The 25,892-nt window shown below is 67.3% G+C and carries 24 protein-coding genes; 6 read left to right on the top strand and 18 right to left on the bottom strand.

The window, feature by feature from the left end:
- Nucleotides 1–30: 30 nt before the first annotated feature.
- The 5 genes from pilQ to pilM are packed head-to-tail and all read right to left on the bottom strand — an operon-like array spanning nt 31 to nt 5,129.
- A complete protein-coding gene (gene pilQ / locus ACW4E8_RS23440; protein WP_456806729.1) occupies nt 31–2,163 on the bottom strand; it encodes a type IV pilus secretin PilQ in 2,133 nt (710 codons plus the stop codon).
- Nucleotides 2,160–2,711, bottom strand: coding sequence for a pilus assembly protein PilP (locus tag ACW4E8_RS23445; RefSeq protein WP_456806730.1), 552 nt, complete (start codon nt 2,709–2,711; stop codon nt 2,160–2,162). The genes pilQ and ACW4E8_RS23445 overlap by 4 nt, the downstream gene beginning before the upstream one ends.
- Nucleotides 2,708–3,379 (bottom strand): type 4a pilus biogenesis protein PilO, encoded by a 672-nt coding sequence (locus ACW4E8_RS23450; RefSeq protein ID WP_456806731.1) that lies wholly within the window; start codon nt 3,377–3,379, stop codon nt 2,708–2,710. Before ACW4E8_RS23450 ends, ACW4E8_RS23445 begins: the two co-directional genes overlap by 4 nt.
- Before the next feature lie 2 nt (nt 3,380–3,381).
- Nucleotides 3,382–4,041, bottom strand: coding sequence for a PilN domain-containing protein (locus ACW4E8_RS23455; RefSeq protein ID WP_456806732.1), 660 nt, complete (start codon nt 4,039–4,041; stop codon nt 3,382–3,384).
- 17 nt (nt 4,042–4,058) lie between these two features.
- Nucleotides 4,059–5,129, bottom strand: coding sequence for a type IV pilus assembly protein PilM (gene pilM, locus ACW4E8_RS23460; RefSeq protein WP_035820419.1), 1,071 nt, complete (start codon nt 5,127–5,129; stop codon nt 4,059–4,061).
- Nucleotides 5,130–5,531: 402 nt separating this feature from the next.
- Between pilM and ACW4E8_RS23465 the strand changes: the two genes are divergently transcribed.
- The gene (locus tag ACW4E8_RS23465) at nt 5,532–7,907 is read left to right on the top strand and encodes a penicillin-binding protein 1A (protein ID WP_456806733.1); all 2,376 of its coding nucleotides are present in this window, start codon (nt 5,532–5,534) and stop codon (nt 7,905–7,907) included.
- A 71-nt stretch (nt 7,908–7,978) separates the two neighbouring features.
- Here the strand turns inward: ACW4E8_RS23465 and cyaY are convergent, their stop codons facing one another.
- Nucleotides 7,979–8,314, bottom strand: coding sequence for an iron donor protein CyaY (gene cyaY, locus ACW4E8_RS23470; RefSeq protein WP_456806734.1), 336 nt, complete (start codon nt 8,312–8,314; stop codon nt 7,979–7,981).
- 144 nt (nt 8,315–8,458) lie between these two features.
- Between cyaY and ACW4E8_RS23475 the strand changes: the two genes are divergently transcribed.
- Nucleotides 8,459–8,692 carry a hypothetical protein gene (locus ACW4E8_RS23475; protein ID WP_316151727.1) on the top strand — a complete coding sequence of 78 codons (234 nt, stop codon included), beginning with the start codon at nt 8,459–8,461 and terminating at the stop codon, nt 8,690–8,692.
- 2 nt (nt 8,693–8,694) lie between these two features.
- The gene (gene lysA / locus ACW4E8_RS23480) at nt 8,695–9,954 is read left to right on the top strand and encodes a diaminopimelate decarboxylase (protein ID WP_456806735.1); all 1,260 of its coding nucleotides are present in this window, start codon (nt 8,695–8,697) and stop codon (nt 9,952–9,954) included.
- A gap of 19 nt (nt 9,955–9,973) precedes the next feature.
- Here the strand turns inward: lysA and msrQ are convergent, their stop codons facing one another.
- From msrQ to ACW4E8_RS23520, 8 genes are all read right to left on the bottom strand, one after another.
- Complete coding sequence (msrQ, locus tag ACW4E8_RS23485; RefSeq protein ID WP_456806736.1) at nt 9,974–10,672, bottom strand: protein-methionine-sulfoxide reductase heme-binding subunit MsrQ; 699 nt, start codon at nt 10,670–10,672, stop codon at nt 9,974–9,976.
- Entirely contained in the window at nt 10,672–11,673 is a 1,002-nt protein-coding gene (gene msrP, locus ACW4E8_RS23490; protein WP_456806737.1) for a protein-methionine-sulfoxide reductase catalytic subunit MsrP, read from the bottom strand. Before msrP ends, msrQ begins: the two co-directional genes overlap by 1 nt.
- 179 nt (nt 11,674–11,852) lie before the next feature.
- The gene (locus ACW4E8_RS23495; RefSeq protein WP_456806738.1) at nt 11,853–12,692 is read right to left on the bottom strand and encodes an anti-sigma factor family protein; all 840 of its coding nucleotides are present in this window, start codon (nt 12,690–12,692) and stop codon (nt 11,853–11,855) included.
- Nucleotides 12,689–13,225: an RNA polymerase sigma factor gene (locus ACW4E8_RS23500; RefSeq protein ID WP_456806739.1), complete on the bottom strand. Its 537-nt coding sequence runs from the start codon at nt 13,223–13,225 to the stop codon at nt 12,689–12,691. The genes ACW4E8_RS23495 and ACW4E8_RS23500 overlap by 4 nt, the downstream gene beginning before the upstream one ends.
- 30 nt (nt 13,226–13,255) lie before the next feature.
- Nucleotides 13,256–13,684: a COG4315 family predicted lipoprotein gene (locus tag ACW4E8_RS23505; protein WP_456806740.1), complete on the bottom strand. Its 429-nt coding sequence runs from the start codon at nt 13,682–13,684 to the stop codon at nt 13,256–13,258.
- A gap of 156 nt (nt 13,685–13,840) precedes the next feature.
- On the bottom strand, nt 13,841–15,043 hold the full coding sequence (gene ccsB / locus ACW4E8_RS23510; RefSeq protein ID WP_456806741.1) for a c-type cytochrome biogenesis protein CcsB: 1,203 nt from the start codon (nt 15,041–15,043) through the stop codon (nt 13,841–13,843).
- Nucleotides 15,044–15,059: 16 nt separating this feature from the next.
- Nucleotides 15,060–17,258 carry a cytochrome c biogenesis protein ResB gene (locus tag ACW4E8_RS23515; RefSeq protein WP_456806742.1) on the bottom strand — a complete coding sequence of 733 codons (2,199 nt, stop codon included), beginning with the start codon at nt 17,256–17,258 and terminating at the stop codon, nt 15,060–15,062.
- Nucleotides 17,259–17,445: 187 nt separating this feature from the next.
- Nucleotides 17,446–18,105, bottom strand: coding sequence for a c-type cytochrome (locus ACW4E8_RS23520; protein ID WP_456806743.1), 660 nt, complete (start codon nt 18,103–18,105; stop codon nt 17,446–17,448).
- 497 nt (nt 18,106–18,602) lie between these two features.
- On the opposite strand from ACW4E8_RS23520, the gene yihA reads away from it, so the two are divergent.
- The 3 genes from yihA to ACW4E8_RS23535 all read left to right on the top strand — a co-directional run bounded on the left by yihA (nt 18,603) and on the right by ACW4E8_RS23535 (nt 21,798).
- On the top strand, nt 18,603–19,304 hold the full coding sequence (yihA, locus tag ACW4E8_RS23525) for a ribosome biogenesis GTP-binding protein YihA/YsxC (protein ID WP_456806744.1): 702 nt from the start codon (nt 18,603–18,605) through the stop codon (nt 19,302–19,304).
- A gap of 264 nt (nt 19,305–19,568) precedes the next feature.
- A complete protein-coding gene (gene hemB / locus ACW4E8_RS23530) occupies nt 19,569–20,561 on the top strand; it encodes a porphobilinogen synthase (protein WP_010812369.1) in 993 nt (330 codons plus the stop codon).
- 22 nt (nt 20,562–20,583) lie between these two features.
- Entirely contained in the window at nt 20,584–21,798 is a 1,215-nt protein-coding gene (locus ACW4E8_RS23535) for a magnesium transporter CorA family protein (protein ID WP_456806745.1), read from the top strand.
- Between the two features lie 16 nt (nt 21,799–21,814).
- On the opposite strand, the gene dsbD is transcribed toward ACW4E8_RS23535, so the two are convergent.
- From dsbD to ACW4E8_RS23555, 4 genes are all read right to left on the bottom strand, one after another.
- Entirely contained in the window at nt 21,815–23,713 is a 1,899-nt protein-coding gene (dsbD, locus tag ACW4E8_RS23540) for a protein-disulfide reductase DsbD (protein ID WP_456806746.1), read from the bottom strand.
- A gap of 73 nt (nt 23,714–23,786) precedes the next feature.
- A complete protein-coding gene (gene cutA / locus ACW4E8_RS23545; RefSeq protein WP_456806747.1) occupies nt 23,787–24,170 on the bottom strand; it encodes a divalent-cation tolerance protein CutA in 384 nt (127 codons plus the stop codon).
- Nucleotides 24,171–24,289: 119 nt separating this feature from the next.
- Entirely contained in the window at nt 24,290–24,685 is a 396-nt protein-coding gene (gene rplQ / locus ACW4E8_RS23550; RefSeq protein ID WP_010812373.1) for a 50S ribosomal protein L17, read from the bottom strand.
- A 136-nt stretch (nt 24,686–24,821) separates the two neighbouring features.
- Entirely contained in the window at nt 24,822–25,802 is a 981-nt protein-coding gene (locus ACW4E8_RS23555; protein WP_340521742.1) for a DNA-directed RNA polymerase subunit alpha, read from the bottom strand.
- Nucleotides 25,803–25,892 lie beyond the last annotated feature (90 nt).

Genomic DNA, 25,892 nt, shown 5'->3' on the forward strand with positions numbered 1-25,892 from the left:
CTGTATCCGGCGCCTCCGGACGCCATGTCCCTACCTGAGCGACACGCTCTCGTTCAGGATGCGCGGGGTCAGGAACACCAGCAGCTCGGTGCGGTTGCGCACCTTGGCGTTGTTCTTGAACAGGTAGCCGAGCACCGGGATGTCGCCCAACAGCGGCACCTTGTCCACGTCGGTCGACTCGGTCTGGGTGTAGATGCCGCCGATCACCACCGTGCCGCCGTTCTCCACCAGCACCTGGGTCTGCACGTGCTTGGTGTCGATGGCAAAGCCCGAGGTGGTCTGGATGCCCACGCTGTCCTTGTTCACGTCAACGTCCAACAGCACATTGCCTTCCGGCGTGATCTGCGGGGTCACCTCCAGCTTCAGGTTGGCCTTGCGGAACTGCACCGAGGTGGCGCCGCTGGAAGTGGCGGCCTGGTACGGCAGCTCGGTGCCCTGCTCGATCAACGCCTTGATGTTGTTGGCCGTGACCACGCGCGGGCTGGAGATGATCTTGCCCTTGCCGTCCGCTTCCAGTGCCGACAGCTCCAGCGCCAGGAAACGCGTGGCGGCGCTGTTGAACAGGCTGACCGCGATATTGGCCGGGTTGGTGCCGTTGATGGCGCCGGCCGGCAGGCTCAGGAACGGGCCGTTGTCCGAGGTGGAGCCCGGCAGCACGTTGTTGTAAGTGTTGCCGACCTTGGCGTTGTTGTACTGCCCGGCAAAGCCCAGCTTCACGCCCAGGTTGCGGCTGAAGGTATCGGTGGCCTCGACGATGCGCGCCTCGATGATCACCTGGCGCACCGGGATGTCGATCTTGCCGATGAAGTTCTGCACCTCTTCCAGCTTGCTGGCGATATCCGAGACGAAGAGCTGGTTGGTGCGCGCATCTGCCGTCAGCGAACCGCGTTTGGACAGCATGCGCGCGCTGGCGCCCGCCGCCCCGGCGGTACTGACCGCGGCCACGGCACCGCCGCCCGCCCCCATGCCCAGCAGCATCTTGCGCACGTCTTCGGCACGCTGGTAGTTGAGCTGGAACACCTGGCTGCGGATCGGCTCCAGGTCATTGATCTGCTGCTGCGACTCGAGCTCCAGCTTCTCCTTGGTCTGCAGCTCCGCCTTGGGCGCCACCCACAGCACATTGCCGTTGCGGCGCGAGGCCAGCCCCTTGGCATCCATCACGATCTGCAGCGCCTGGTCCCACGGCACGTCCTTCAGGCGCAACGTGATGTTGCCCTGCACGCTTTCGCTGGTAATGATGTTCAGGTTGGTAAAGTCCGCGAACACCTGCAGCAGCGATCGGATGTCGATGTTCTGGAAGTTCAGCGACAGGCGCTCGCCGCGGTAGCCCGGTCCGCTGATCAGCTTGGTCGGGTCTTCCTTGACCGGGCGCACCTCGACCACAAACTGGGTGTCGGTCTGGTACGAGCTGTATTCCCAGTTGCCGCGCGGCTCGATGGTCAGGCGCGCGTTGCCGTTGGTGTCCGAGGCGTGCATGCCCTGCACCGGCGTGCCGAAGTCGCTGACGTCGAAGCGCCGCCGCAGGTTGTCAGGCAGCGTGGTGCCGAGGAAATCGACCACTACGTTCTTGCCCTGCTGCGCGATATTGATGCCCGAATCGCGCGAGGACAGGTCCACCACCACGCGCCCGGCGCCATCGGCACCACGGCGGAAGTCGACATTGCGCACCGACGGCCGCGCCGCCGCGGCTGCAGGCGTCGCCGTCGCAGCCGGCGCAAACGTGGGCGCAGCGTTCTTGAGCGCCGGCGTCACGTTATCCAGCGCCACCACGAAGTAGTTGCCGCGCTGGTCGGTGCGATAGGTGGCATTGCGCGTGAGGTCAAGGATCACGCGGGTACGGTCGCCGATCTGCACCACGTTGGCGGACTTGACCAGCTTGCCGCCGTAGTCGTACTGCGCGCGCCGGTTGGCAAAGCCGGTATCGAAGAAATCGATCGCGAGCCGTGCCGGGTTCTGCGTGGTGAAGTCCGCCGGCTTCTGCGCCAGCGGCCGTTCGAGCTCGATCGTGAACACGGTCTGCTCCCCGACCATGCTGACGTCAACCGCCTTGATCCGGTTGCTTTGTGCCAGTGCGGCCGGCGCGGCAATCACCAGCAACAGCGCCAGCGCCATCGTTGTCTTTGCGGCGCCCGCAAGCGCACGGTACCAGCGCGTGAGGGTCATGCCGCCACCTCCAGCTTCAGGCTGGTCATTTTCTCTTTCCACTCTGATACCCCCTCCCGGACCAATTCGCGCAGCACGATCTCCTGATCGGTGATGCGGACCACCCGGCCATAGCTCTGGCCGAGATACTGACCCACCTTGATATGGTGGATCTTGTTATCAACCCGCACGATGCCGAAGGTTTCCCCCTGCTTCTTCATCATCCCGAGCATCTTGAAGTTCTCGAGCGGGTAGTCCTCCAGCGGCTCGCGGCGCCGCCCGGCTTCGGGCGAATCCGCCAGCGTCTTGTTCAGCTCGCCGATCTTGGCCTGCGCGAACGGTTCGGGCGCCTTGGCTGCGGCGTACTCGCGCGGCACATAGGGCCGGGCGTCGGGCAGCGGCTCGGGTGGCTTGGCGCGCGCGCTGCGGGTAGCATCCATCCACTGGCGCAGCGCGTCTTCATCGCTGGCGCCGCAGGCGCCCAGCAGGCCGACGGCCAGCGCCGCCGCCGCGAACGTGCGTGGCGCCGTGGTCCAGGCGAGGCTGCGGGTACGGGCGGTGCGGCTCATTTGGCACCTCCTGCCTTGGCTGCGGCAGCGGCTGCCGCGGCCTTGCGCTGCGCGGCCTGCTCGTCCGGGTCGAGCGCGCGGTAGGCCATCGCCACCGCCTCCATCGACATCCCGCCTTCCTTGGTATTGGCCAGCTGCAGGTTCTGCATCGACACGATCCGCGACAGTGCCGCCACGTCGGCATTGAACTGCGCCACCTCGTGGTAGCGTCCGGTCACGCGCAGGTTCACCGGGATCTCGGCGAAGTAGGGCTTGATCACCGCCCCCTGCGGCTTGAACAGCTCGAACTGCAGCCCGCGTGCGACACCGGCATGGTTGACGTCGGCCAGCAGTGCATCCATCTCGGCCTTGTTGGGCAGCTGCCGCTCCAGCAGCGCCACGCGCTGCTCCACCTGCTTCTTCTGCTCGCGCAGCGCGTCCAGGTTGGCCACCTGCGCCACCTTGGACTGGTACGCCTGCTTCAGGCTTTCCTGCTCCTGGCGCTGGCGGTCGAGTTCGTCGAACTTGGCGCTCCAGTAGAACTGCCAGCCCAGCAGCAGCACCACGGCCGCGGCCAGCACCGCGAACAGCACGCGCGGCGCGGCCGGCCACGTCTCCGGTTCGTTCAGGTTGAGCCCGCGGAACTGGCCGGTCAGGTCGGCCAGGTTGATTTCAGTATTGAGCGCCATGGTCAGGCCTTTCCGGCTGCGGGTGCGGGAACTGGGGCGGCTGCGGGTGCGGAGGCGCCCGGCACGGCCTTCTTGCCGTCGGCCGCCGCTTCCGGCGCGCGGTACGTGAAGCGCATCGAGAAGTCGAACAACCGGCGCTGCTCGCGCAGGTTGTTGGTCATGGTGACGGCCTTGGATTCGACCAGCTCGGCCTTGTCCAGCCAGGCCACCCCGCTCAGGTTGCGCAGCAGCTCGGAAATGCGCTCGTTGGACTGCGCCACGCCCGCGATGGTGAAGGCCTCGCCGGTCTGCTTCAGGCTGGTCAGGTAGACGCCCTCTGGCACCTGCCGCACCAGTTCCTCAAGCAGCTGCACCGGGCGGTTGCGCTCGGTCTGCAGGCTTTCGACCGCCTTCTGGCGCTGCAGCAGCGCGTCGATGTCCTTCTTCAGGCTGTTGACCTCGCGGATCTGCCCGTCCAGCTTGGCGTTCTCAGTGCTCAATACCTGGTTGAGCGCGACCACCGAAGCGATGCGCCCGTCGATATAGAAGCCGCCCAGCAGCACCACGGCAGCGCCGGCCACTGCGGCGCCACCCAGCATCGTATAGACCTTCTTGCGGCGTGCTGCCTTGCGGGCTTCGTGGTAAGGCAGCAGGTTGACCGAAGGCAGTGTGTTCGTAGACATCTGATGCCTCCGGTGCGTTATTGCAGGCCGCGCAGGGCCAGGCCGGCACTGACGATGTACGCCGGCAAGTCGCGCTGCAGGTAGCGCTCGTTGACCTTGGCGTTGGTCGCCATGTTGGCGAACGGGTTCGCCAGCGTGGTGGTGATCTTGGTCTGGTGCTGGATCGCCGATTGCACGCCGAGCAGCGACGCATGCCCGCCCGAGAGCAGGATCTCGTCGACCCGGCCCAGGCTGGAACTGGCGATGAAGTTGCCGACCGCGGACTGCACTTCCATCGCCAGTGCATCCAGCGACGGCTTGAGCAACTGCGCGCGCCAGGCTTCAGGCAGCGTGTTCTTGCGCTTCTTGATCTCGGCCTTGAGCGCGTCGAGGGTGAACATGCGCGCCGCACTCTGCGTGAGCTGGTCGCCGTAGCTGTTCAGCGGCTGCTCGTAGAGTTCTTTCCAGCCCTGGTAGAAGATCGCCTTGGAACGGCTGCCGCCCAGGTGGATCACCGCCACCACCGGCAGCGCGCGCGCATCGGCCTCGGGCATCTCGTGCGGCACGCCCAGCATCTGCACGATCGAGCGCTGCACCGCGTATTCCTCGACATCCATGACCTGGGGCTTGAGCCCGGCCATCTCGGCCGCGGTCACGCGCTCCTGCACGCGGTCGCTGTTGGCCGCCGTGACGCGCACGCCGATGCCGCCCTCAGTCTCGCTGGGGCCGATCACGGCGAAGTCGAAGTTGACCGCCTGCGACGGCGGATAAAGCCGGTGCGCCTCGGATTCGACCTGGGAATACAGCTCGTCTTCGGACAGGTTGTCCGGCAGGCTGACCGTCTGTGACTCCGTCAGCATGGATGGCACGCCCAGCACCACGTCCTTCGAACGGATGCCGGCCTTGCCCAGCGCGCGTTTAAGCGCGATCCCGACGGCCTCGATATTGATGACGTTGCCATCGGCAACGGCGTTGCGGTCCAGCAGTTCGCTGGCGCATTTTTCCAGCCGATAGTCTTGCCTGCTGCCCCCTACGGACAGCTCGACTACCTTGACACTGGACGACCCGATATCTACACCGACCGTAGTCCGGCGTAGAAGCCCCGACAAAATGCCCCGACGCAAGGTGACCCCCTGACTTTTGAACTCGCCCCTGGCTTGAACGCTCTAATCGGGCGAGCCTTGTTTCTTGAATGAAACGTTTGCTCTTTTATGTTGGTCGATTCTCACAAAATCCAGCATCGGTGGCAATGTGCCGAACTGGCGCCGAGTTCTTTTTGAGAAACCCCTCGCCAATCCGTTGCCAAAACCCCACGGTCGTCGGGTTCCATTCCGTGCACGCTTGTGCCCCCGCCTGTACTCCTTTAGCAGCAGGCAACATCGCCGTGCATGCCGGCATTCGCCGCATTACATCTTGTAACAGCGCGATAGCGGCGCCCGCGCCACTGTACGCCCGGACGGGCCGATGCCGGAAGATATAATCCCGGGCACCCCTGACTAGGTATTTCCCTTATGGCCACAGCACAACAGAAGCCGTCCCACCCTGCCCGCCGTCCGATCTGGACGCGACTCATGTTCTGGGCGGTCGGACTGGTTGTCGCCGGTGCCGTCATGATTGCGCTGCTGCTCGGCTACGCGCTGCTGGTGGCCGCGCCCAACCTGCCTTCGCTGGACACCATCACCGACTACCGGCCCAAGATCCCACTTCGCATCTATACCGCGGACAATGTGCTGATCGGCGAATTCGGCGAGGAGCGGCGCAACTTCGTGCCCATCGCCGAGATTCCGGACGTGATGAAAAAGGCGGTCCTGGCGATCGAGGACGACCGCTTCTACGAGCACGGCGGCGTCGACTTCGTCGGCGTGTTGCGCGCCGGGCTGGCCAACCTGCGCGGCGGGCTGTCGCAGGGCGCCTCCACCATCACCATGCAGGTGGCGCGCAACTTCTTCCTGTCCAGCGAGAAGACCTACACCCGCAAGATCTACGAGATGCTGCTGGCGTACAAGATCGAGGCCAACCTGAACAAGGACCAGATCCTCGAGCTGTACATGAACCAGATCTACCTGGGGCAGCGCGCCTACGGCTTCGACAGCGCCGCGCGCGTGTATTTCGGCAAGTCGGTGCGCGACGTGACGCCGGCCGAGGCCGCCATGCTGGCCGGCCTGCCCAAGGCGCCGTCGGCGTACAACCCGGTGGTCAACCCGCGCCGCGCCAAGGTGCGCCAGGAGTACATCCTGCAGCGCATGCGCGACCTGCGCTACATCACGCCCGAGCAGTACGACGAGGCCGTACGCTCGGAGCTGAAGGTGCGCACCGAGGGCAACGAGTTCTCCACCCACGCCGAGTACGTCGCCGAGATCGTGCGCCAGCTGATGTACGCGCAGTACCGCGAAGAAACCTACACGCGCGGCCTGACGGTCTACACCACGCTGACCAAGCCGGATCAGGATGCCGCCTATGAGTCGGTGCGCAGCGGCATCATGAACTACGAGCGCAAGCACGGGTACCGCGGCCCCGAGGCCTTTATCGACCTGCCTTCCGACCCGGCCGAGCGCGAGCAGGCCATCGACGATGCGCTGGTCGAGCACCCCGGCAGCGGCGACCTGCGCTCCGCCGTGGTCACCAGCGTGTCGGCCAAGCAGGTGAAGGCGACGCTGCTGTCCGGCGAAGTGGCAACCATCGAAGGCCCGGCGCTGCGCTTTATCTCGCCGTCGCTGTCGTCCAACGCGCAACCCAAGATGAAGATGCGCCCCGGCGCGGTCATCCGCGTGACCCAGGACGAGAAACGCGACTGGTCGGTGACCCAGCTGCCGGAAGTGGCCGCGGCGTTCGTGTCGATCAACCCGCAGGACGGCGAAATCCGTTCGATGGTGGGCGGCTTCGACTTCAACCGCAACAAGTTCAACCACGTGACCCAGGCCTGGCGCCAGCCGGGTTCCAGCTTCAAGCCGTTCATCTACTCGGCCGCGCTGGAAAAGGGCTTCTCGCCGGCCACGGTGATCAACGACGCACCGCTGACGATCGGCCCCGATACCGGCGGCCAGGTGTGGGAACCGAAGAACTATGACGGCCGCTTCGAGGGCCCGATGACCATGCGCCGCGCGCTGGCCAAGTCCAAGAACCTGGTCTCGGTGCGGATCCTGCGCGCGATCGGCACGCAGTACGCGCAGGACTACATTACGCGCTTTGGCTTCGAGGCCGACAAGCACCCGGCCTACCTGCCGATGGCGCTGGGCTCGGGCGCCGTGACGCCGCTGCAGATGGCGGGCGCGTACTCGGTGTTCGCCAACGGCGGCTACCGCGTCAACCCGTACCTGATCCAGAAGGTGGTGGACGCGCGCGGCAACGTGATCTCCGAAACCCAGCCGCAGCGCGCCGGCACCGACGCCGTGCGCGTGCTTGACGCACGCACCGCCTTTCTCGCCGACACCATGCTGCGCGACGTGGTGCGCTACGGTACCGCCAACCCCGCCAAGCAGCGCCTGGGCCGCAACGACCTGGCGGGCAAGACTGGCACCACCAACGACGCGGTCGATGCCTGGTTCGCCGGCTACACGCCCAACCTGGTGGCGATCGCCTGGATGGGCTACGACCAGCCCAAGAGCCTGGGCGTGCGCGAAACCGGTGGCGGCCTGGCCCTGCCGATCTGGGTGGGCTATATGAGCAAGGCGCTCAAGGGCGTGCCGGAGTCGCCCGAGCGCCCTGCGCCCGAAGGCGTGCTGATGGTGGGCGGCGACTGGACCTTCGAAGAGAACGCCGGCGGCGCCGGGGTGGCTTCGGTGGGCCTGGGCGATCCGTGGCCGGGCAAGCCGGAGGAATCGGCCACCGCGCCGGCCGACTCCGAGGCCGAGAAGAAGAAGATCCTGGAGATGTTCGGCGGCGCCTGATCACGGCCGCCAGACAGCAGAAAGCCGGCCACGAGGCCGGCTTTTCTTTTGCCCGCGAGGCAGGCTTTGCGTCAGCCCAGCCTGAGGGCCGCGCCGGCCTGCTCGCTGACGTAGCCCGACAGCGCCGTATACAGCTCGCCGCCGTTGCGGGTGTCGATCCAGCGCTCGCCGTCGCGGCGGAAGTGGAAACCGCCGGCGCGCGCGGCCACCCACAGTTCCTGCATGGGCGCCTGGCTGTTGATGATGATCTTGGTGCCGTTCTCGAATTCCAGCTCCATCACGTTGCCGGTGCGGCTGATCTCAATATCGGTGTCGGCCGCGTCGGCGGCCGACTCGACCGTGGCTTCGATGCGGTCCAGCTCCTGCGTGGCCAGGGCCAGGAACTCGCTTTCGCTCAAGGGGGGCATGCTAAACTCCGAGACCGCCGTTGCCGCCGCTGCCCGGACCGGGCGTACGTGGCGCGAACGGCTTTTTTGTTAAGAATCCTTCGGATGCCCGGCCGTTGCGCGTCGGGCCTCCAACGCCTTGCCAACAGCCTAAAGGACGACCCGATGCTGCGTCGTGTTGCGATTGTATCGGCGTTTGCCGCCGCCCTTGCGATGCCCCTACTGGGCGGATGCGGCATCCGCGGGCCGCTGACCATGCCCAAAGTGCCGCCCGAGCCGACCCCGCCGACCGTGACGGATCCGGGCCTGGGCCGCGCCGATGCCATGCCGGCCCCGCCCGCCACCCCTGCCCCCGCCACGCAACCGGCCTCGTCCCCTGCCGCCCCCACCACCCGATAACCATGACCGCATTTTTCCATCGCCAGGACGGCGCGCTTGCCGTCGAGCAGGTGCCGCTGGCGCGCATTGCCGCTGAATTTGGCACGCCGACCTATGTGTACTCGCGCGCGGCGCTGACCGCTGCCTACCAGGCCTACGCCGCCGCCTGCCAGGGCCGCAAGGCGCAGGTCCAGTACGCCATGAAGGCAAACTCCAACCTGGCGGTGCTGCAGGTGTTTGCCAAGCTCGGTGCCGGCTTCGACATCGTCTCGGGCGGCGAGCTCAAGCGCGTGCTGGCCGCAGGCGGCGACCCGCGCAAGGTGGTGTTCTCCGGCGTGGGCAAGAGCGCGGCAGAAATGGAACTGGCGCTGGCACACGACGTGCGCTGCTTCAATGTCGAGTCGATCCCCGAGCTGGACCGCCTGAACGAAGTGGCCGGCCGCGTGGGCAAGCGTGCGCGCGTGTCGCTGCGCATCAACCCGGACGTCGATGCCAAGACGCACCCGTATATCTCCACCGGCCTGAAGGGCAACAAGTTCGGCATCGCCTTCGAGGACGTGCTGCCGACCTACCGCGCCGCGGCCGCGCTGCCGCACCTGGAATTGACTGGCATCGACTGCCATATCGGTTCGCAGATCACTGAGGTGGAGCCCTACCTTGAGGCGTTGGACAAGGTGCTGGACGTGGTCGAGGCGCTGGAGCGCGACGGCATCCGCCTGGAGCATATCGACGTGGGCGGCGGCCTGGGCATCACCTACACCGACGAAACCCCGCCGGACATCACCGGCTTTGCCACCACGCTGCTGGAACGCGTGGCCGCGCGCGGCCACGGCCACCGCGAGGTGCTGTTCGAGCCGGGCCGCTCGCTGGTGGGCAACGCCGGCGTGCTGCTGACGCAGGTGGAGTTCCTCAAGCCCGGCGCGGCCAAGAACTTCTGCATCGTCGATGCCGCCATGAATGACCTGGCACGCCCGGCCATGTACGAGGCCTACCACCGCATCGAGCCGGTGGTGCTGCGCGACGCGCAAGCGCTGACCTACGACATCGTCGGCCCGGTGTGTGAATCGGGCGACTGGCTGGGCCGCGACCGCGCGCTGGCGGTGCGGCCGGGCGACCTGCTGGCAGTGATGTCGGCCGGCGCCTACGGCTTCACCATGAGCTCCAACTACAACACCCGCCCGCGCGCCGCCGAAGTGATGGTCGATGGCGCCAGGGTGCACCTGGTGCGCGAGCGCGAACTGGTCGAGGACCTGTTCCGCGACGAACGCCTGCTGCAGGACTAAATCCCAAAGCCCGGCCCGCCTACACGGCGGGCTGGCGCGCCCCCGCGGGCTTGCGCAGCCGCCACCACAGCCGCATCCCCAGCAGCACGAACACCACCGCCGCGTAGATCGACACTTCGCCAAAGTCGTTCTTGCCCGCCTTGTGCCACCAGTAGTGCAGGATGGCCAGCACGGCGATCGCATAGACCAGCTTGTGCAGCGCCTGCCAGCGCTTGCCGCCCAGCCAGCGCACCATGCCGTTGGTCGAAGTCAGCGCCAGCGGGATCATCAGCATGAAGGCGGTGAAACCCACCGTGATGAAGGGCCGCTTGTACACGTCCTTGATCATGTAGGCGAGATCAAACCCACGGTCCACCCCGATCCACAGCAGGAAGTGCTGCAGGCCGTAGAAGAACGCGAACAGGCCCAGCATGCGCCGCAGCTTGATCAGCCAGTTCCAGCCGGTGAGACGGCGCAGCGGGGTGATGGTCAGCGTCAGGCACAGCATCACCAGCGTCCAGGTGCCGGTGGAGCGTGTCACGAATTCAAGCGGATTGGCGCCGAACTGTTCCGTGGCACCAAGGTACAGCAGCCGTACGAACGGCAGCAGCGCCAGCAGCCAGAGCGCAAGCTTGAGCGCGCGCACGCGCTGCGGCGACAGCGTGGCCAGGCCGGCCGGCTTGCGCGCCGCCACGGCGGCGGCGCTGGTGGAAGAGGTAGCCATGCGCTCGCCTTGCATCAGAAGAACTTCTTCAGGTCCATACCCTGGTACAGCGACGCCACCTGCTGGCCGTAGCCATTGAACGGCAGGGTCTTGCGCTTGGGGGCGAACAGCGCGCCAAAGCCGCTGCCGCGCTCCTCGCCGATGCGGCGCTCGGTGGCCTGGCTCCAGCGCGGATGGTCCACGTCCGGATTCACGTTCGAGTAGAAGCCGTATTCCTGCGGCGCGGCCAGGTTCCAGCTGGTGGGCGGCTGCTTGTCGACAAAGCGGATCTTCACGATCGACTTGGCGCTCTTGAAGCCGTACTTCCACGGCACCACCATGCGCACCGGCGCGCCGTTCTGGTTGGGCAGGACCTCGCCATACAGGCCGAAGGTCAGCAGCGCCAGCGGGTGCATGGCCTCGTCCATGCGCAGGCCCTCGCTGTACGGCCAGTCGAGCACGCCGCTGCTGACGCCGGGCATCTGCTTCTTGTCGGCCAGCGTGATGAACTGGATGTACCTGGCACCAGGCTGCGGCTCGACGCGCCGGATCAGCTCGGCCAGCGGGTAGCCGACCCACGGGATCACCATCGACCAGCCCTCCACGCAGCGCAGGCGGTAGACGCGCTCTTCCATTGCCGCCAGCTTCATCAGCTCGTCCAGGTCATAGACCTTGGGCTTCTTCACCAGCCCTTCCACCGACACCTGCCACGGGCGCGGGCGCAGCGTGCCGGCGTTGCGCGCCGGGTCGGACTTGTCGGTGCCGAATTCGTAGAAGTTGTTGTAGGTGGTGACGTCCTCGAAGGGCGTGCGCTTGTCGGTGATGACGTAGGCGTTGTTGGGCGTGGCGGCCAGCTTCTGGCCGTGCTGCCCCTGCGCCAGGGCCTGGCGCGCAAACCACGGCGCCAGCGTGCTGCCGGCGGCGCCGGCGGCGGCCAGCGCCAGCACTCGGCGGCGCGCTTCGAAGACGTGACGGGGCGTGATCTCGCCAGCGGCGATATCGCCGCCGCGCAGCCATTTGGGGGAAGGGATCAGCATGGTTTTCCTCGTTGCCTGGCCGTGCCGGCGCCGGTCGCGCCCACACGCTTGCAGGATTGGACTCTGGCCTTGGTCGGAGAGTGCGGGCCAGTCCTGACAGTTTTTTGTGCCTGCGTCGGAATGCCGCGGGTCATGAGGCGTCAGACGCACGCAATGTGCCGCCTGCACCTCGCGCCCGGCTATCCGCCCTGGTATTGCTGGTACACCACCTGCGCCACCGTCAGCAGCCGCGCCCGTTCCAGCGGGCCCGCCAGCGCAAAGCCCAGGTCGCGGTCGATCCAGTAGAAGGCCATCATCGGGTCGCGGCCGGCGGCTGGCCGCCTGGTGCCTGCGCCTGGCATGCGCTCGACGCGGAAGCCCGTATCGGGCGTGCCCTGTGCCATGCGCCGCAGCTGCAGCGACAGGCGCGTACCGTCGTCCGCTTCATACATCAGGATGGCCGACGGGCCGCCTTCGGCCACGCCCAGCCGGCCGCCGATCAGGTGGAAGCCCTGCGCGCGCAGGTCCGGCACCTGCAGCGCCGTGCCCAGGCGCTTGGACAGCCATGCGATCAGGTGGGCCTCGTCCGTCGCCGCGACTTCCACCGGGTGGCGCATTTCCGGGGCGTAGACCGCGTGCGTGGCGAGCGCCTCGCGCGCAAAGCGCTCGCCGGGGGCCAGCACCAGCGTGCTGCCGCCGAGGCGGCCATGCGCCAGCCAGCCGAGAGCGCCGCCCACGGCCAGCAGCGCCACCGATGCGCAGGTGGCCGCCAGCGCCATCGCCCAGCGCGGCCTGGTTCGCGCGGCATTGCGCTGGCGATCTCCGTGCAGCCCCGGCGGCAAGGCCGCGAGCGGTACGGGTTCGTTCAGTACGGGATCCAGCGCGCCGTGCAGTGCATCGGCCTGCCGGCGCCAGACTGCGACCTGCGCCGCCGCCTCCGGGTGCTGCGCCAGGTACGCCTCCACGGCGGCGCGGCGCGCGCCGGCCAGCTGGCCATCGGCGTAGGCGTGGAGATCGGCTTCGTGGATGCCGGACATCATTTCACCCGCTGCAGGGGGCTGGCGGCGGCAGGCCGGGCTGGAGCGGCGCCGTCGAGCAGCCTCCGCATCTGCTCGCGCGCCCGCGCCAGGCGCGACATCACCGTGCCCTGCGGCACGTCGAGCACGCGCGCGGCCTCGGCGTACGTCAGTTGTTCCAGGCTGACCAGCAGCAGCACCGCGCGCTGCGCCTCCGGCAGTTGGGCCAGCGCCTGAATCAGGTCGCGGCGCAGGCCGGGGTCGTCAGCAGGGGCGCTGACCTCGGGCAGCGTATCGGTGGTGACCACCAGTTCCTTCCTGCGCACGGTATTCAGGCGCAGGCGGTGCATCAGGGTCAGCAGCCACGGCAGCAGGCCATCGGCGCCGTCGCCCCACCAGGCGCCGGGGCGCAGGCGGAAGCGCCAGCGGTAGCGCAGCGCGCGCTCGAGCGTGTCCTGCACCAGGTCGTCGGCGAGCGCCGCGTCGCCGGTGAGGCCGCGCGCATGGCGCCGCAGCCGCGGCGCCAGCGCGACGAGCTGGCCGTCAAACCCTTCCATGCCGTGGCTGCCGTGGTGGCCGCTGAAGCGTCAGGGCTTGGCCACGTGCCAGACGTTGTTGAGGTTGTCGCCGGCGCGGTCGCCCGGCTTGGCGTCCTTGGCAAAGCGGTACAGCGGCATGCCGCGGTACGCCCACTGCTTGCCGCCGTCATCGCGCGTGATGACGGTGTACTGGCCCGACGCATTGGTGCCAGGTGCTGCCATCAGCGGCGGCCAGTTGGTGGCGCACGGGCCGTTGCAGGCGCTCTTGCCGCTGCCGGCGGTGTCGCGGTCGAAGGTGTACAGCGTCAGGCCCTGCGGATCGGTCAGCACGCCACTGGCCACCTTCACCGTGGGCGGCATATTGCCGGCAGTGCCGCCCATGCCGGCACAGCCGGCGAGCAGGACCGCCGCACAGCCGAGCGCGAGCGCGGCGGGACGAACGAGGGATGCTGCAGCGTTACGACGCAGACTTGCCATGATCTTGTTCTCCATGCAAACCGGTGCCGCCAACCGGCACCGCTCCTCAAGTAAACACCGGATGTGATGTCTTTATTCCCTGGGCGTACAAAAAAATTGAAAAAAGAAAAAAAACCTGCCCGGAGGCAGGTTTTTGCATTGCAGCATGGCGCCGCGTCACAGTTCGCCGTAGCTGTGCAGGCCCGACAGGAACATGTTGACGCCCAGGAACGCGAAGGTCGTCACCAGCAGGCCGACCAGCGCCCACCAGGCCGCCACCGTGCCGCGCAGGCCCTTCATCAGCCGCATGTGCAGCCACGCCGCGTAGTTCAGCCAGACGATCAGCGCCCAGGTTTCCTTCGGGTCCCAGCTCCAGTACCCGCCCCAGGCCTCGGCCGCCCACAGCGCGCCCAGGATGGTGGCAATGGTGAAGAAGGCAAAGCCGACCGCGATGGCCTTGTACATCACATCATCAAGCAGCTCCAGCGATGGCAGGCGCTCGGCCAGGATGCCGTGCTGCTTGAGCAGGTAGGCCACCGAGACCATCGCCGCCAGCGAAAAGGTGCCGTAGCCGATAAAGTTGGCCGGCACGTGGATCTTCATCCACCAGCTTTGCAGCGCCGGCACCAGCGGCTGGATCTCCTGCGCATTGCGGCTGACCGTGTACCACAGCAGGAAGCCCACCGCGGCCGACACCACCAGCATCACGAACGGGCCCAGCGCGCGCGTGGCGTAGTGGCCTTCGTAGTACAGGTAGAACAGCGAAGTGATCAGCGTGAACAGCACGAACACTTCATACAGGTTGGAAATGGGGATATGGCCGATGTCCGTGCCGATCAGGTAGGACTCGTACCAGCGCACCAGCAGGCCGGTGAAGCCCAGCACCACCGCGCCCCAGCACAGCTTGCTGCCGATGCTGTAGCCCGTGTTCGAGCGCGTCGCCAGCCCGAGCCAGTAGAACAGCGTGGACAGGAACACCATTGCGCTCATCCACAGGATGGCCGACTGGCTCGACAGGAAGTACTTCAGGAAGAAAGCCTGGTCCGCGCGCGCCAGCTGCCCCTGGTAGAGCTGGATCGCAAACAGCGACAGCGCGGCCAGCGCCAGCATCAGCGGACGCACCGCCTTCCAGTGCCAGCCGAGCAGCGCGAAAGTGGGTACGGCGCCGATCAGCACCGCCTTGTCGTAACCGTCCATCCACCGGCCGTATTGCGACAGCGCCACGCCGGCGCCAACCGCCAGCGCCAGCGCAAAGAGCCAGTCCACCCAGGTCAGGCGGCGCAGGAAGGAGGGTTCGAGATAGGCCTCGTCAGTCGCGCCGGTGTCGGCGCGCGTGGTGCCGCGCGTGGCGGGACCGGCCTGGTTCACATTTGAGGACATAGCGTACCTGCTCAATTCAGTGGGGAGTGCCGGCGGGCTCGGGCACATCGCTGCGGCCCCCTGCGGCGCGGCCGATATCGTCGCGCAGCGCCGTGAATTCCTTTTCGAAATCCATCGTGCGGCGCTGGGTCGACATCGCCATCAGCACCTGGCTGCCAGGCTCGGTGTCGCCCTCGGCGGGCTTGTCCGCGTTCTTGTCTTTCACCCAGATCCAGACCCGGCGCTCGCGGATATAGAACATCGCGAACACGCCCAGCACCAGCAGCAGACACCCAAGATACACGATGTTCTTGCCCGGCGCACGGGTCAGCTGGAACACGCTGGCCTTGATCTCCTTGAAGTCGTCGAGCTGCAGGAACACCGGCGCGCCGTAGAAGAAACTGTCCGACAGCGCGTTGATGGCCTGCTGCAGGAAGGTGCCGCTCTGGGCGCTGTTGGCCACCACCGGCAGCTTGTCCTGGGCGCGTGCCAGCTGCCACAGCTCCCACATCGAACCGTTCAGGATCTTCAGGAGCACGTCGGCGGCCTTCTGCTGCTCGGCCGGGGGCACGGACTTCTCCAGGAAGGCAGCGATCGCGGTGAAGCCGCCCGGCGGCGAATCCGGCGTGGGCCGCGTGGCGCCGGCGAACAGGTCGAGCGCACGCAGCGAGCTTTCCGCCAGTTGGCGGCGCAGGTCGGCCTTGTCATCGCCCGGCATCGACGCCAGCGCAAAGCGGCGCGCGGCCTCGCCGCGCAGCGCGCGGTCCTGCAGCGCGGCGCGCAGGCGCATCCAGTCGGCCACGCTGCCCTGGTCGTCGGCGGGGATGCGCAGGTAGCGGAATTGTTCGCTGGGCGATTCGCGCATGCCGGCCAGGAACACCGACTGGCCGTCGATCTGCACCGGCACCATGTAGTTGTTGTACTCGCGCGCCTGGCCGGTGCGGTCGCGCAGCTTGTACTGCACCGACGGGCCGACATTGCGCAGCGTCTTGGCGCGGTCGGTGCTGGCGGCGGCGCCCAGGTGCTTGTCCAGCGTCTCGTTGAACGACTTGCGCGCCACGCCGCGCGCGTCGGGCTTGCCCGAGGCATCGGTGACGTTCTCGATATTCATCAGCCGGAAGTCGCTGAATTCGACCGTCAGGCCATCGCTGTCGGCGCTGGTGCCGGTGCCCGCCAGCGGCTTGTTACCGCCCACCGCACCATCGATGGTGAAGGTGGCGTGGCCGCTGCCCTGCATCGGGTAGCCGACGAACTTCAGGCGCGAGCCGCCGTCCTCGAAGCTGGACTGGTAGATGGCGATGCCGTCGACGATCAGCGGCTCGTTCACCTTGATGGTGGCCTCGGTCTGCTTGCCGGTGGCGCGGTCGGTCACGACCACATCCGAGGCAAACAGCTTGGGCATGCCGGTCTCATAGAAATCGACCTTGAACTTCTTCAGCGTGATCGCGAACGGCAGGTCCTGCACCAGCGCGCCGTCGGCGACGTTCAGGATGGCGGTGGACACGGTCGAGCCCTCGGGCACGTAAGCGTTGCCGCGAAAGCCCGGGTTGCTCGCCGACAGCCTGTGCTGTGGCGGGATCTCGCTGATGACCGCGTTGCCGCTGATCGGGGTCTTGCCGCCCAGCCACATCTGCGCGCGGATCAGCAGGTCGCCGTCCAGCAGGCCGCCAATGCAGATCACCACGATGGCGGTGTGCGCCAGGATATAGCCGGCCTTGTTGGCCGCACCGGCCTTGGCAGCCAGCAGCGTCGCACCGTCATGCTCGACCGCCTTGAGGCGGTAGCCGCGATTGCGCAGCAGCGCCGACAGGCGGCTCACCGCCTCGGTGCGCGGGCGCGCGCCGTCGAATTCGCCGCGGTGATGGAAGGCGCGCAGGCTGCGCTCGCGCACATGGTCCTTCCACGAGCGCATGTCCGCCACCATCTTGGGCGCATTGCGTACCAGGCAGAGGCTGGTCGACACCACCAGGAAGGCCAGGATCAGCAGGAACCACCAGGAACCGTAGACCTTCTGCAGCGACAGCGTGTGGAACACATCGGCCCAGAACGGCCCGAACTGGTTGACGTAGTTGGGATACGGCTCGTTCTGCTTGAGCACGGTGCCAATCACGCTGGCGATGGAGATCACCGTCAGCAGCGTGATCGCGAAGCGCATCGAGGACAACAATTCGACCGCGTCGCGCAGCACGCGGTGAGAGGTCTTCAGGTGCAGCCCTGAAGTGGAAGCGGTCGACATGTGCAGGGAAACCTAAAACAACGTGCGGCTTGGAAATGAAAAAAGGGCGGACATGCTTTGGCAAGCAGGCCACCCTTTTCGATTGTGACAGGCGCGTTCGGTTGCATGCCGCGGCACACCCGCCGGAACGGGGGCCGCCAAACCAACGCGCCGGCGCCTGGCGGGCGCCAGCGGAGTCGCGGAATCGTTATCGAACGCCGGCGACGTAATCCGCCACCGCCTTGATCTCGGCATCCGACATCTTGGCGGCGATGGTCGTCATGACCGGGTTGTTCTTGCGGGTGCCCTGGCGGAATGCCACCAGTTGTGCTTCGGTATAGTCCGCCCACTGGCCGCCGATGCGCGGGTACTGGGCGGGGATGCCGGCGGCAGTAGGACCGTGGCAGGCGGCGCAAGCGGGCACGCCCTTGGCAGCGATGCCGCCGCGGTAGATCTTCTGGCCGGCTTCGATGGTCTCCTTGTTCTTGGCGGTGGCCGGCTTGAGCGACTGCTTGGCCAGGTAGGCGCCGACGTTGCGCATTTCCTCGTCGGTCAGCACCGACGCCATCGGCACCATGATCGCGTTGTTGCGTGCCTTGGACTTGAAGTCGGCCAGCTGCTTGTGGACGTACTCAGGATGCTGGGCGGCCAGCTTCGGGTTGGCGGCGGCGGCGCTGTTGCCGGCGGCGCCGTGGCAGCTCAGGCAGGCGGGCACATTGCGGTCGGGGGCACCTTGCGTGTACAGCGTTTCACCCTTGGCCGGGTCAGCCTTTGCGGCGGCCTGCTCTGCGGCAGATGCCATTCCGGAAAGGGCGGCGGCAGGAACGGCCAAAGCCAGGACACCCAGAATCTTCGCAATGCGGTTCATTCGCACACCTTCTCTGAATTGTTTTGGATACCGTGATGCGTGCCGGCCCGGCGCTTTGCCGGCGGTGAGGACGCACCGGTGCAAAGGCTGGTATCGTGGCGACCCGCGCGCGGCTGACCGATCCGCAAAGCGCTGGCCGTGGCGGCAGACCCCGCCAGCCCGCTCCCGCCGCCGCACCCTCCGGTGCAACGCGCAATGCGGGGCAAAGGCCCTGCCCACGATGGAACGACACACTAGGCTTCCCGCCCGGACGACGGCAGCCGAGGCACGCGGCCATGGATGCCACGCGTCACCCGTTCAGGAGACCGTAAACCGGCGTATTGTACAATAAGTTATGTGCCGGATTGATGCCTTGCGCCTTGTCATGCCCCTTTCGGGCTGCGCCAGATCAACCCCGGCGGGCGGCCCAGGCCGCCAGCCATCCCACCCTGGCGAGACCCCGGCCCCGGCATGCGCAATGCGCACAGCCTCCGCGGCCCGCCCCACCGCTCTAGCGCATGTCCCTTCTTCACCAGGCCCGCTTCCTCATCACCGTGAACCACCTGCGCGACCTGCCCGCCACGGCCGTGCCGGAGGTGGCGTTCGCCGGCCGCTCCAACGCCGGCAAGTCCACGGCCATTAACATCCTGTGCAACCAGAAGCGGCTGGCGTTCTCGTCGCGCACCCCCGGGCGCACGCAGCACATCAACTATTTCTCGGTGGCGCCGGTCAAGGCGCCCGACCCGCTCGCCTTCCTGGTCGACCTGCCCGGCTACGGCTATGCCGAGGTCTCGGGCTCGGCCAAGTACCACTGGCAGGGGCTGCTGAGCGACTATGTGCAGACGCGCCAGCAACTGTCCGGCCTGATCCTGATGATGGACGCGCGCCGTCCGTTCACGGATCTCGATTGCCAGATGGTGGAGTGGTTCCTGCCGACGGGGCGCCCCATCCACGTGCTGCTGACCAAGGCCGACAAGCTGACCAACAGCGACAACGCCAAGGCGCTGCGCGAGACCCGCAAGATGCTGCAGGGCTACGCCGAGCAGATGGAAACACCGGTGCCGATGACGGCGCAGCTCTTCTCCAGCCTGAAGCGCCGCGGCATCGAAGAGGCGCAGGGCGTGATCGCCGGCTGGCTCAACCTGCCGGAAGCGCAGAAGGCCGAAGCGAAGTCCGCAGCGGAGAAGACCGAGCCGCCTGCTGCCGACCCGGCGGTGTAATCACCAGGTCAGCGCACAAAAAAAAGCCCCGCTGCAAGCAGCGGGGACAAACTTTCCCGCCGCTGGGGCGGGTACCCGCTCAGGGAGGAGTAGCGGGGGACACCGCGCCACGCAAGGCGCAACGCAAAGTGTCCGCGAGTATGATAGCGGGCACGCTCAAAAGTTTAGTTTTTCTTCGGCCAGCCGCCTTGGACCGCGCTTTGCCGCGCGCGCCGTGCTTGCCGGCCCGCTTTCCTGTCCAGCTCTACAGTCAAGACGCCCGCCATGTCCACCTTCCCCGAATACCGCCCGCGCCGCATGCGCCGCGATGATTTCTCCCGCCGCATGATGCGCGAGCATCGCCTGTCCCCGGACAACCTGATCTACCCCGTCTTCATCCTCGACGGCCAGAACCAGCGCCAGGCGGTGGCGTCGATGCCGGGCGTCGAGCGCGTGTCGGTCGACCTGCTGATGCCAGTGGCCGAAGACTGCGTCAAGCTGGGCATCCCCGTGATCGCGCTGTTCCCGGTGATCGACCCGTCGCTGAAGACGCCGGACGGCATCGAGGCCACCAACCCCGAGGGCCTGGTGCCGCGTGCCGTGCGCGCGCTCAAGGACCGCTTCCCAGAGCTCGGCGTGCTCTGCGACGTGGCGCTCGACCCGTACACCAGCCACGGCCAGGACGGCGTGCTGGACGACAACGGCTACGTCATCAACGATGTGACCGTCGAGATCCTGGTGCGCCAGGCACTGGCACAGGCCGAAGCCGGTGTCGACATCGTGGCCCCGTCCGACATGATGGATGGCCGCATCGGCGCGGTGCGCACGGCGCTGGAAGACAACGGCCATATCCATACGCGCATCATGGCGTACTCGGCCAAGTATGCGTCGGCGTTCTACGGCCCCTTCCGCGACGCGGTGGGCTCGGCCGCCAACCTGGGCAAGGGCAACAAGATGACCTACCAGATGGACCCGGCCAATACCGACGAGGCCCTGCGCGAAGTGGCGCAGGACATCCTGGAAGGCGCCGACATGGTGATGGTCAAGCCCGGCATGCCGTACCTGGACATCGTGCGCCGCGTGAAGGACGAGTTCCGCTTCCCCACCTACGTCTACCAGGTCAGCGGCGAATACGCGATGCTCAAGGCCGCCGCGCAGAACGGCTGGCTGGACCACGACAAGGTGATGATGGAATCGCTGCTGGCCTTCCGCCGCGCCGGCGCCGACGGCATCCTGACCTATTTCGCGCGCGACGCCGCGCGGCTGCTGACGGCCTGAGCGGCCAACGGACAGAGCGCCTATGGAACTGCTAGGCTTCTCGGCCAGCCAGGTACACCCGCTCGCCTCGCTCACCGAGGCGGGCAACTTCCTCAGCGGCAATGCCGCGTCGCTGTTCGTCTGGGCGGATTTCTCCACCGAGGAAGTCACCGCCGCGCCGGATGCCTGGCGCGAGAGCGTGCGCCAGCTTGCCGGCGCGCCGATCCTGGACCTGCACCTGGCCGACGCCACCAATGCCGCGCATCCGTCGTATTTCGATACGACCAATGCGTACGACATGGTGATCTTCCGCAAGCTGACCTTCGAGACCAGCCGCGCCATTGCCGAGGCGGAGCCGCAGGACCCCGCCGCCGGCACGGCGAAGCCGCCCGCTGGCGAGACCGCCGCCCGCCAGAAGCGCTATCCGCCCGGCTTCCTCCCGGCACTGGCCAGGATCGACACACAGCCGGTCACGTTCTTCATGTTCGACACGGTGCTGGTCACGGTGCGCTCGGGGCAATCGCGCACCATCGACCAGGTGCGCCAGCGCCTGGTCGAGCTATGCCAGGCACCGCGCCCGCAGGCCACGCCGGTGCGCGGCAACGGGCAGGCGCTGCTGCACGGCGTGCGCCCGCCCAGCCGGCCCGAGGACCTGATGCTGCGCCTGCTCAATGCGATGGTCGACCGCTACCTGGAACTGCGCGCGCCGCTGACGCGCCAGCTCGACCGCTGGCAGCGCGCGCTGCTCAACTCGCGCCGCAGCTTCTCAAGCTGGGAGGGACTGCTGGATGCCCGCATCCAGCTGCGCAAGCTGGAGCACCTGAGCGAAGAGCAGCGCGACGCGCTGCAGGAATTCCGCGACAGCCTGCTCGACAACCGCTACAGCAGCGACCAGCCCGGCGGCCCGGCCAATGCGCCGGGGCGCGACGAGGTGCTGCTGGTGCGCATCAACGACGTGATGGAGCATATCCAGCGCGTGCTGGCGCATGCCAGGCGGCTGGAGGATTCGATCGAGTCGGCGGTGCAGATCCACTTCTCGGCGGTGGCGCACCGGACCAACCGCACCATGCGCACGCTGACGCTGATCACGGCGCTGTTCATGCCGCTGACGCTGATCACCGGCGTCTTCGGCATGAACTTCGACCGCATGCCCTGGCTGCGCGAGCCGCACGGGTTCTGGTGGTCGATCGGCCTGATGGGCGCCGTGGCGCTGGGGCTGGCCGCGCTGTGGGCGCTGGGGCGGCGGCTGGAACGGTAGCCGCGCCAGGTACGCCTCAGGTGCTGGTACGCGTGCCGAAGGCCCGCTCCAGGCTTTCCAGGAAGCGGTTGGCCGACTGGTAGCCGATCACGCGCACCGGGCGCTCGCGCCCGTCGGCCCCGAACAGGATGATGCCGGGCGGCCCGAACAGGCCGAAGCGCTTGAGCAGCGCCTTGTCGTCGGCATTGTTGGCGGTCACGTCCGCCTGCAGCAGCACGATCTCCGACAGCCGCGCGCGCACGCGCGGATCGACGAAGGTCATGCGCTCCATTTCCTTGCAGCTGACGCACCAGTCGGCGTAGAAATCCAGCAGCACCGGCTTGCCTGCGGCCGCGGCCTGCGCCACGCGGGCATCGAGCTCGGCCACGCTGCGCACGCGCTCGAAGCGCACCGCCTGCGCGCCGCGAGCGGCTTCTGCGCCACCGCGTGCCACGCTCAGGTGCGACAGCGGCTGCAGCGGATCGCGCCCGCCCGAGGCCACGCCGATCAGCACGATGGCCGCGGCAATCGCAAACAGCACGCCCACGCCCTTGCCCACCCGCGCCAGGTTGCGCGGATCCGGGCCCAGGCCGTCAAAGGCGCCCAGGAACACCGCCGCCACCAGCAGCAGCGCCGCCAGCGCCAGCATCGAGACCCAGGCCGGCAGCACCGGCCCCAGCATCCACAGCGCCACGCCCAGCAGCAGGAAGCCGAAGAAGCGCTTGGTGACCTCCATCCAGCGCCCGGCCCGCGGCAGCAGGTTGCCCGCGCCCACACCCACCAGCACCAGCGGCACGCCCATGCCGATCGCCATCGCAAACAGCGCGGCGCCGCCGATCACGGCATCGCGGGTCTGCGCGATATAGGCCAGCGCCCCGGCCAGCGGCGCGGTGACGCAAGGCCCGACGATCAGCGCCGAGATCGCGCCCATCGCCGCCGCACCCGCCAGCTGGCCGCCCTGGCGGCGGTTCGACGATTCGGTCAGGCGGGTCTGCCAGCGCTGCGGCAGTTGCAGTTCGTACAGCCCGAACATCGACAGCGCCAGGGCCACCATCAGCGCCGCGAACAGGCCCAGCACCCACGGTGTCTGCAGCGCGGCCGACAGGCCCTCGCCCAGCAGCCCGGCAGCCACGCCGACCGCGGTGTACACCACCGCCATGCCCAGCACGTAGGCCAGCGACACCACCAGCGCACGGCCGCGCGTGACGTGCTCGCCCACCACGATCGAGGACAGGATCGGCACCATCGGCAGCACGCAGGGGGTGAACGTCAGCAGCAGGCCCAGGCCGAAGAACAGCGCGGCGATCAGGGCCAGGTTGCGGCTCGCCAGCGCGCCGGCGATGCGGTCGCTGTCATCGGCGCGCAGCACCGCGGGCGCGGCTGGCGCCGGAGCGGGCACGGCCGCCGGCGCATCCGAGCGCCCGCGCTTGCCGAACAGGTCGGCCAGCCCGCTGCCGCCAACCTTGTACACGCTCTCCATCGGCGGATAGCACAGGCCCTTGTCGGCGCAGCCCTGCGAGGTGACCGTCAGCGACCACTTGCCGTCGGCCGGCGCCGCGTCCACCGGCACGCGGATGACCACGCTGTCGCGGTAGGTCTCCATCTCCTTGCCGAAGGTCTCGTCGAACTTGACCTTGCCGTGCGGATACGCCGGCGTTCCCAGCTTCACGTCGGCAGGCTGCGCGGCAAAGGCGAAGCGCTCGCGGTACATGTAGTAGCCGGGCGCAACCTCGAAGCGCACCTCGACCGTCTTGTCGTCGAGCTGGCGCGCGGCAAAGCGGAAGGCCTGCTCCGGCGGCAGGAAGTCGTCTTCGGTGGCGGCATGCGCGCCGCCCGCCAGGCACACCCAGGCCAATGCCGCCAGCAGCGCTGCGGCAATATGCCGCGCCCAGACCTGCCCGCGCGCGCGCTCCGGAAGTGCCAAACCGATGTTCATGTCGCTGTTTCCTGTCTGTCTTGAACTGGGGTTGCCGGCGTACCTGCTGCTGCGCTGCGGGCGCCGTTGCCCCCTATTTTGCCGGCGCTGCGGCGGTCTCGGTCTCGCTGCGGACCCAGGCCAGGTACGGCGCGTAACCGGCCGTCACCGGCCAGGCAATGAGCTCCGGCACGTCGTAGGGGTGATGTTGCCGGATCACGGCCTCCAGCGCAGCGTAGCGTGCACGCGTGGTCTTGATCAGCAGCGGCCACTCCTGCGCGCGCTCCAGCTTGCCCTGCCACCAGTACTCGGACTCGACCGGCGCCAGGCGGTTCACGCAGGCGGCGGCCCGCGCCTGCAGCACTACCTGCGACAGGTGCGCCGCGGTCTCGGCATCGGGGGTATTGGTCATCACGACGATCACCTCGGCCGGATCACCCGGGGCGCCGGCGTCCGGCTGGCTGGCATGGCTTTGCATCGACATCTCCTTGCGGCAGGCACGGCGGCGGCCCAAAACAAAAGAGCCAGGCAGATGCCTGGCTCGATTGTAAGCGGTGTGCCCGGACCCGTCGCCGCAGCGGCGGGCGGGAAACTACCTTATTCCGCGGCTTCTTCGGCCGGGGCTTCGGTGATTTCCGGACGATCCACCAGTTCGACCAGCGCCATCGGCGCATTGTCGCCCTGACGGAAGCCGAACTTCAGGATGCGGGTGTAGCCGCCCGGACGGGTGGCGTAGCGCGGGCCCAGTTCGGTGAACAGCTTGGTGACCATGTCGCGGTCGCGCAGGCGGGCGAAAGCCAGGCGGCGGTTGGCAACGGTGTCCTTCTTGGCCAGCGTGATCAGCGGCTCGACAACCTTGCGCAGTTCCTTGGCCTTGGGCACGGTGGTCTTGATCAGCTCGTGCTGGAACAGCGAGTTGGACATGTTGCGCAGCATCGCGAGACGGTGCGACGAGGTGCGGTTCAGTTTCCGCAAACCATGACGGTGACGCATGATGATTCCTTTCAGTTAAGTGTTTGACCAGCTCTTCTATCGTCCGATGCGGCTGGACGCGGGCCGGTAGTCATACGAGCCCCGGCGCGAAGCCAGGGCGGTTACCGCGGTGCGAGGCAAATGCCCCGCGCCACAATTACTTCTCCAGACCTGCAGGCGGCCAGTTCTCGAGCTTCATGCCGAGGGTCAGGCCACGCGAGGCGAGGACTTCCTTGATCTCGTTGAGCGACTTGCGACCCAGGTTCGGGGTCTTGAGCAGTTCGTTCTCGGTACGCTGGATCAGGTCGCCGATGTAGTAGATGTTTTCGGCCTTCAGGCAGTTGGCCGAACGCACCGTCAGCTCCAGGTCGTCGACCGGGCGCAGCAGGATCGGATCGATCTGCGGCGTGCGGCTCGATGCAGCTTCGGCTGCCGACTCGGTGCCTTCCAGCGCGGCGAACACGGACAGCTGGTCGACCAGGATGCGGGCCGACTGGCGGATCGCTTCCTCGGGCGAGATCACGCCGTCGGTTTCGATGTTCATCACCAGCTTGTCCAGGTCGGTACGCTGTTCCACGCGAGCGGATTCAACCGCGTACGACACGCGGCGCACCGGCGAGAACGAAGCGTCCAGCACGATGCGGCCGATGACCTTGCCCGACTCGTCGCCGAACTTGCGCACGTTGCCCGGCACATAGCCGCGGCCTTGCTCGACCTTGATCTGCATGTCCAGCTTGCCGCCGGCCGACAGATGGGCAATGACGTGGTTCGGGTTGATGATCTCGACGTCGTGCGGCAGCTCGATATCGGCAGCCGTGACCACGCCTTCGCCATCCTTGCGCAGCGACACCGTGACTTCGTCGCGGTTGTGCAGCTTGAACACCACGCCCTTCATGTTGAGCAGCAGGTTGACGACGTCTTCCTGCACGCCGTCGATGGTGGAATACTCGTGGACCACCCCAGCGATCGTGACTTCGGTCGGTGCATAGCCGACCATCGACGACAGCAGCACGCGACGCAGGGCGTTACCGAGCGTATGGCCGTAGCCGCGCTCGAACGGCTCCATCACGACTTTGGCGTGATGGTCGCCCAGAGGCTCGACGGCAATGATTTTTGGCTTGAGGAGTGCTGTTTGCATTAGGTTGTCCTTTTCAATACCCTCGGCTCGTTACACCGATAAGGCTGACGTTTGGAACCTGAAAATCCCATCGCGAGATGGGCGAAGCCC

The sequence above is a fragment of the Cupriavidus sp. CP313 genome (genome assembly GCF_054072015.1).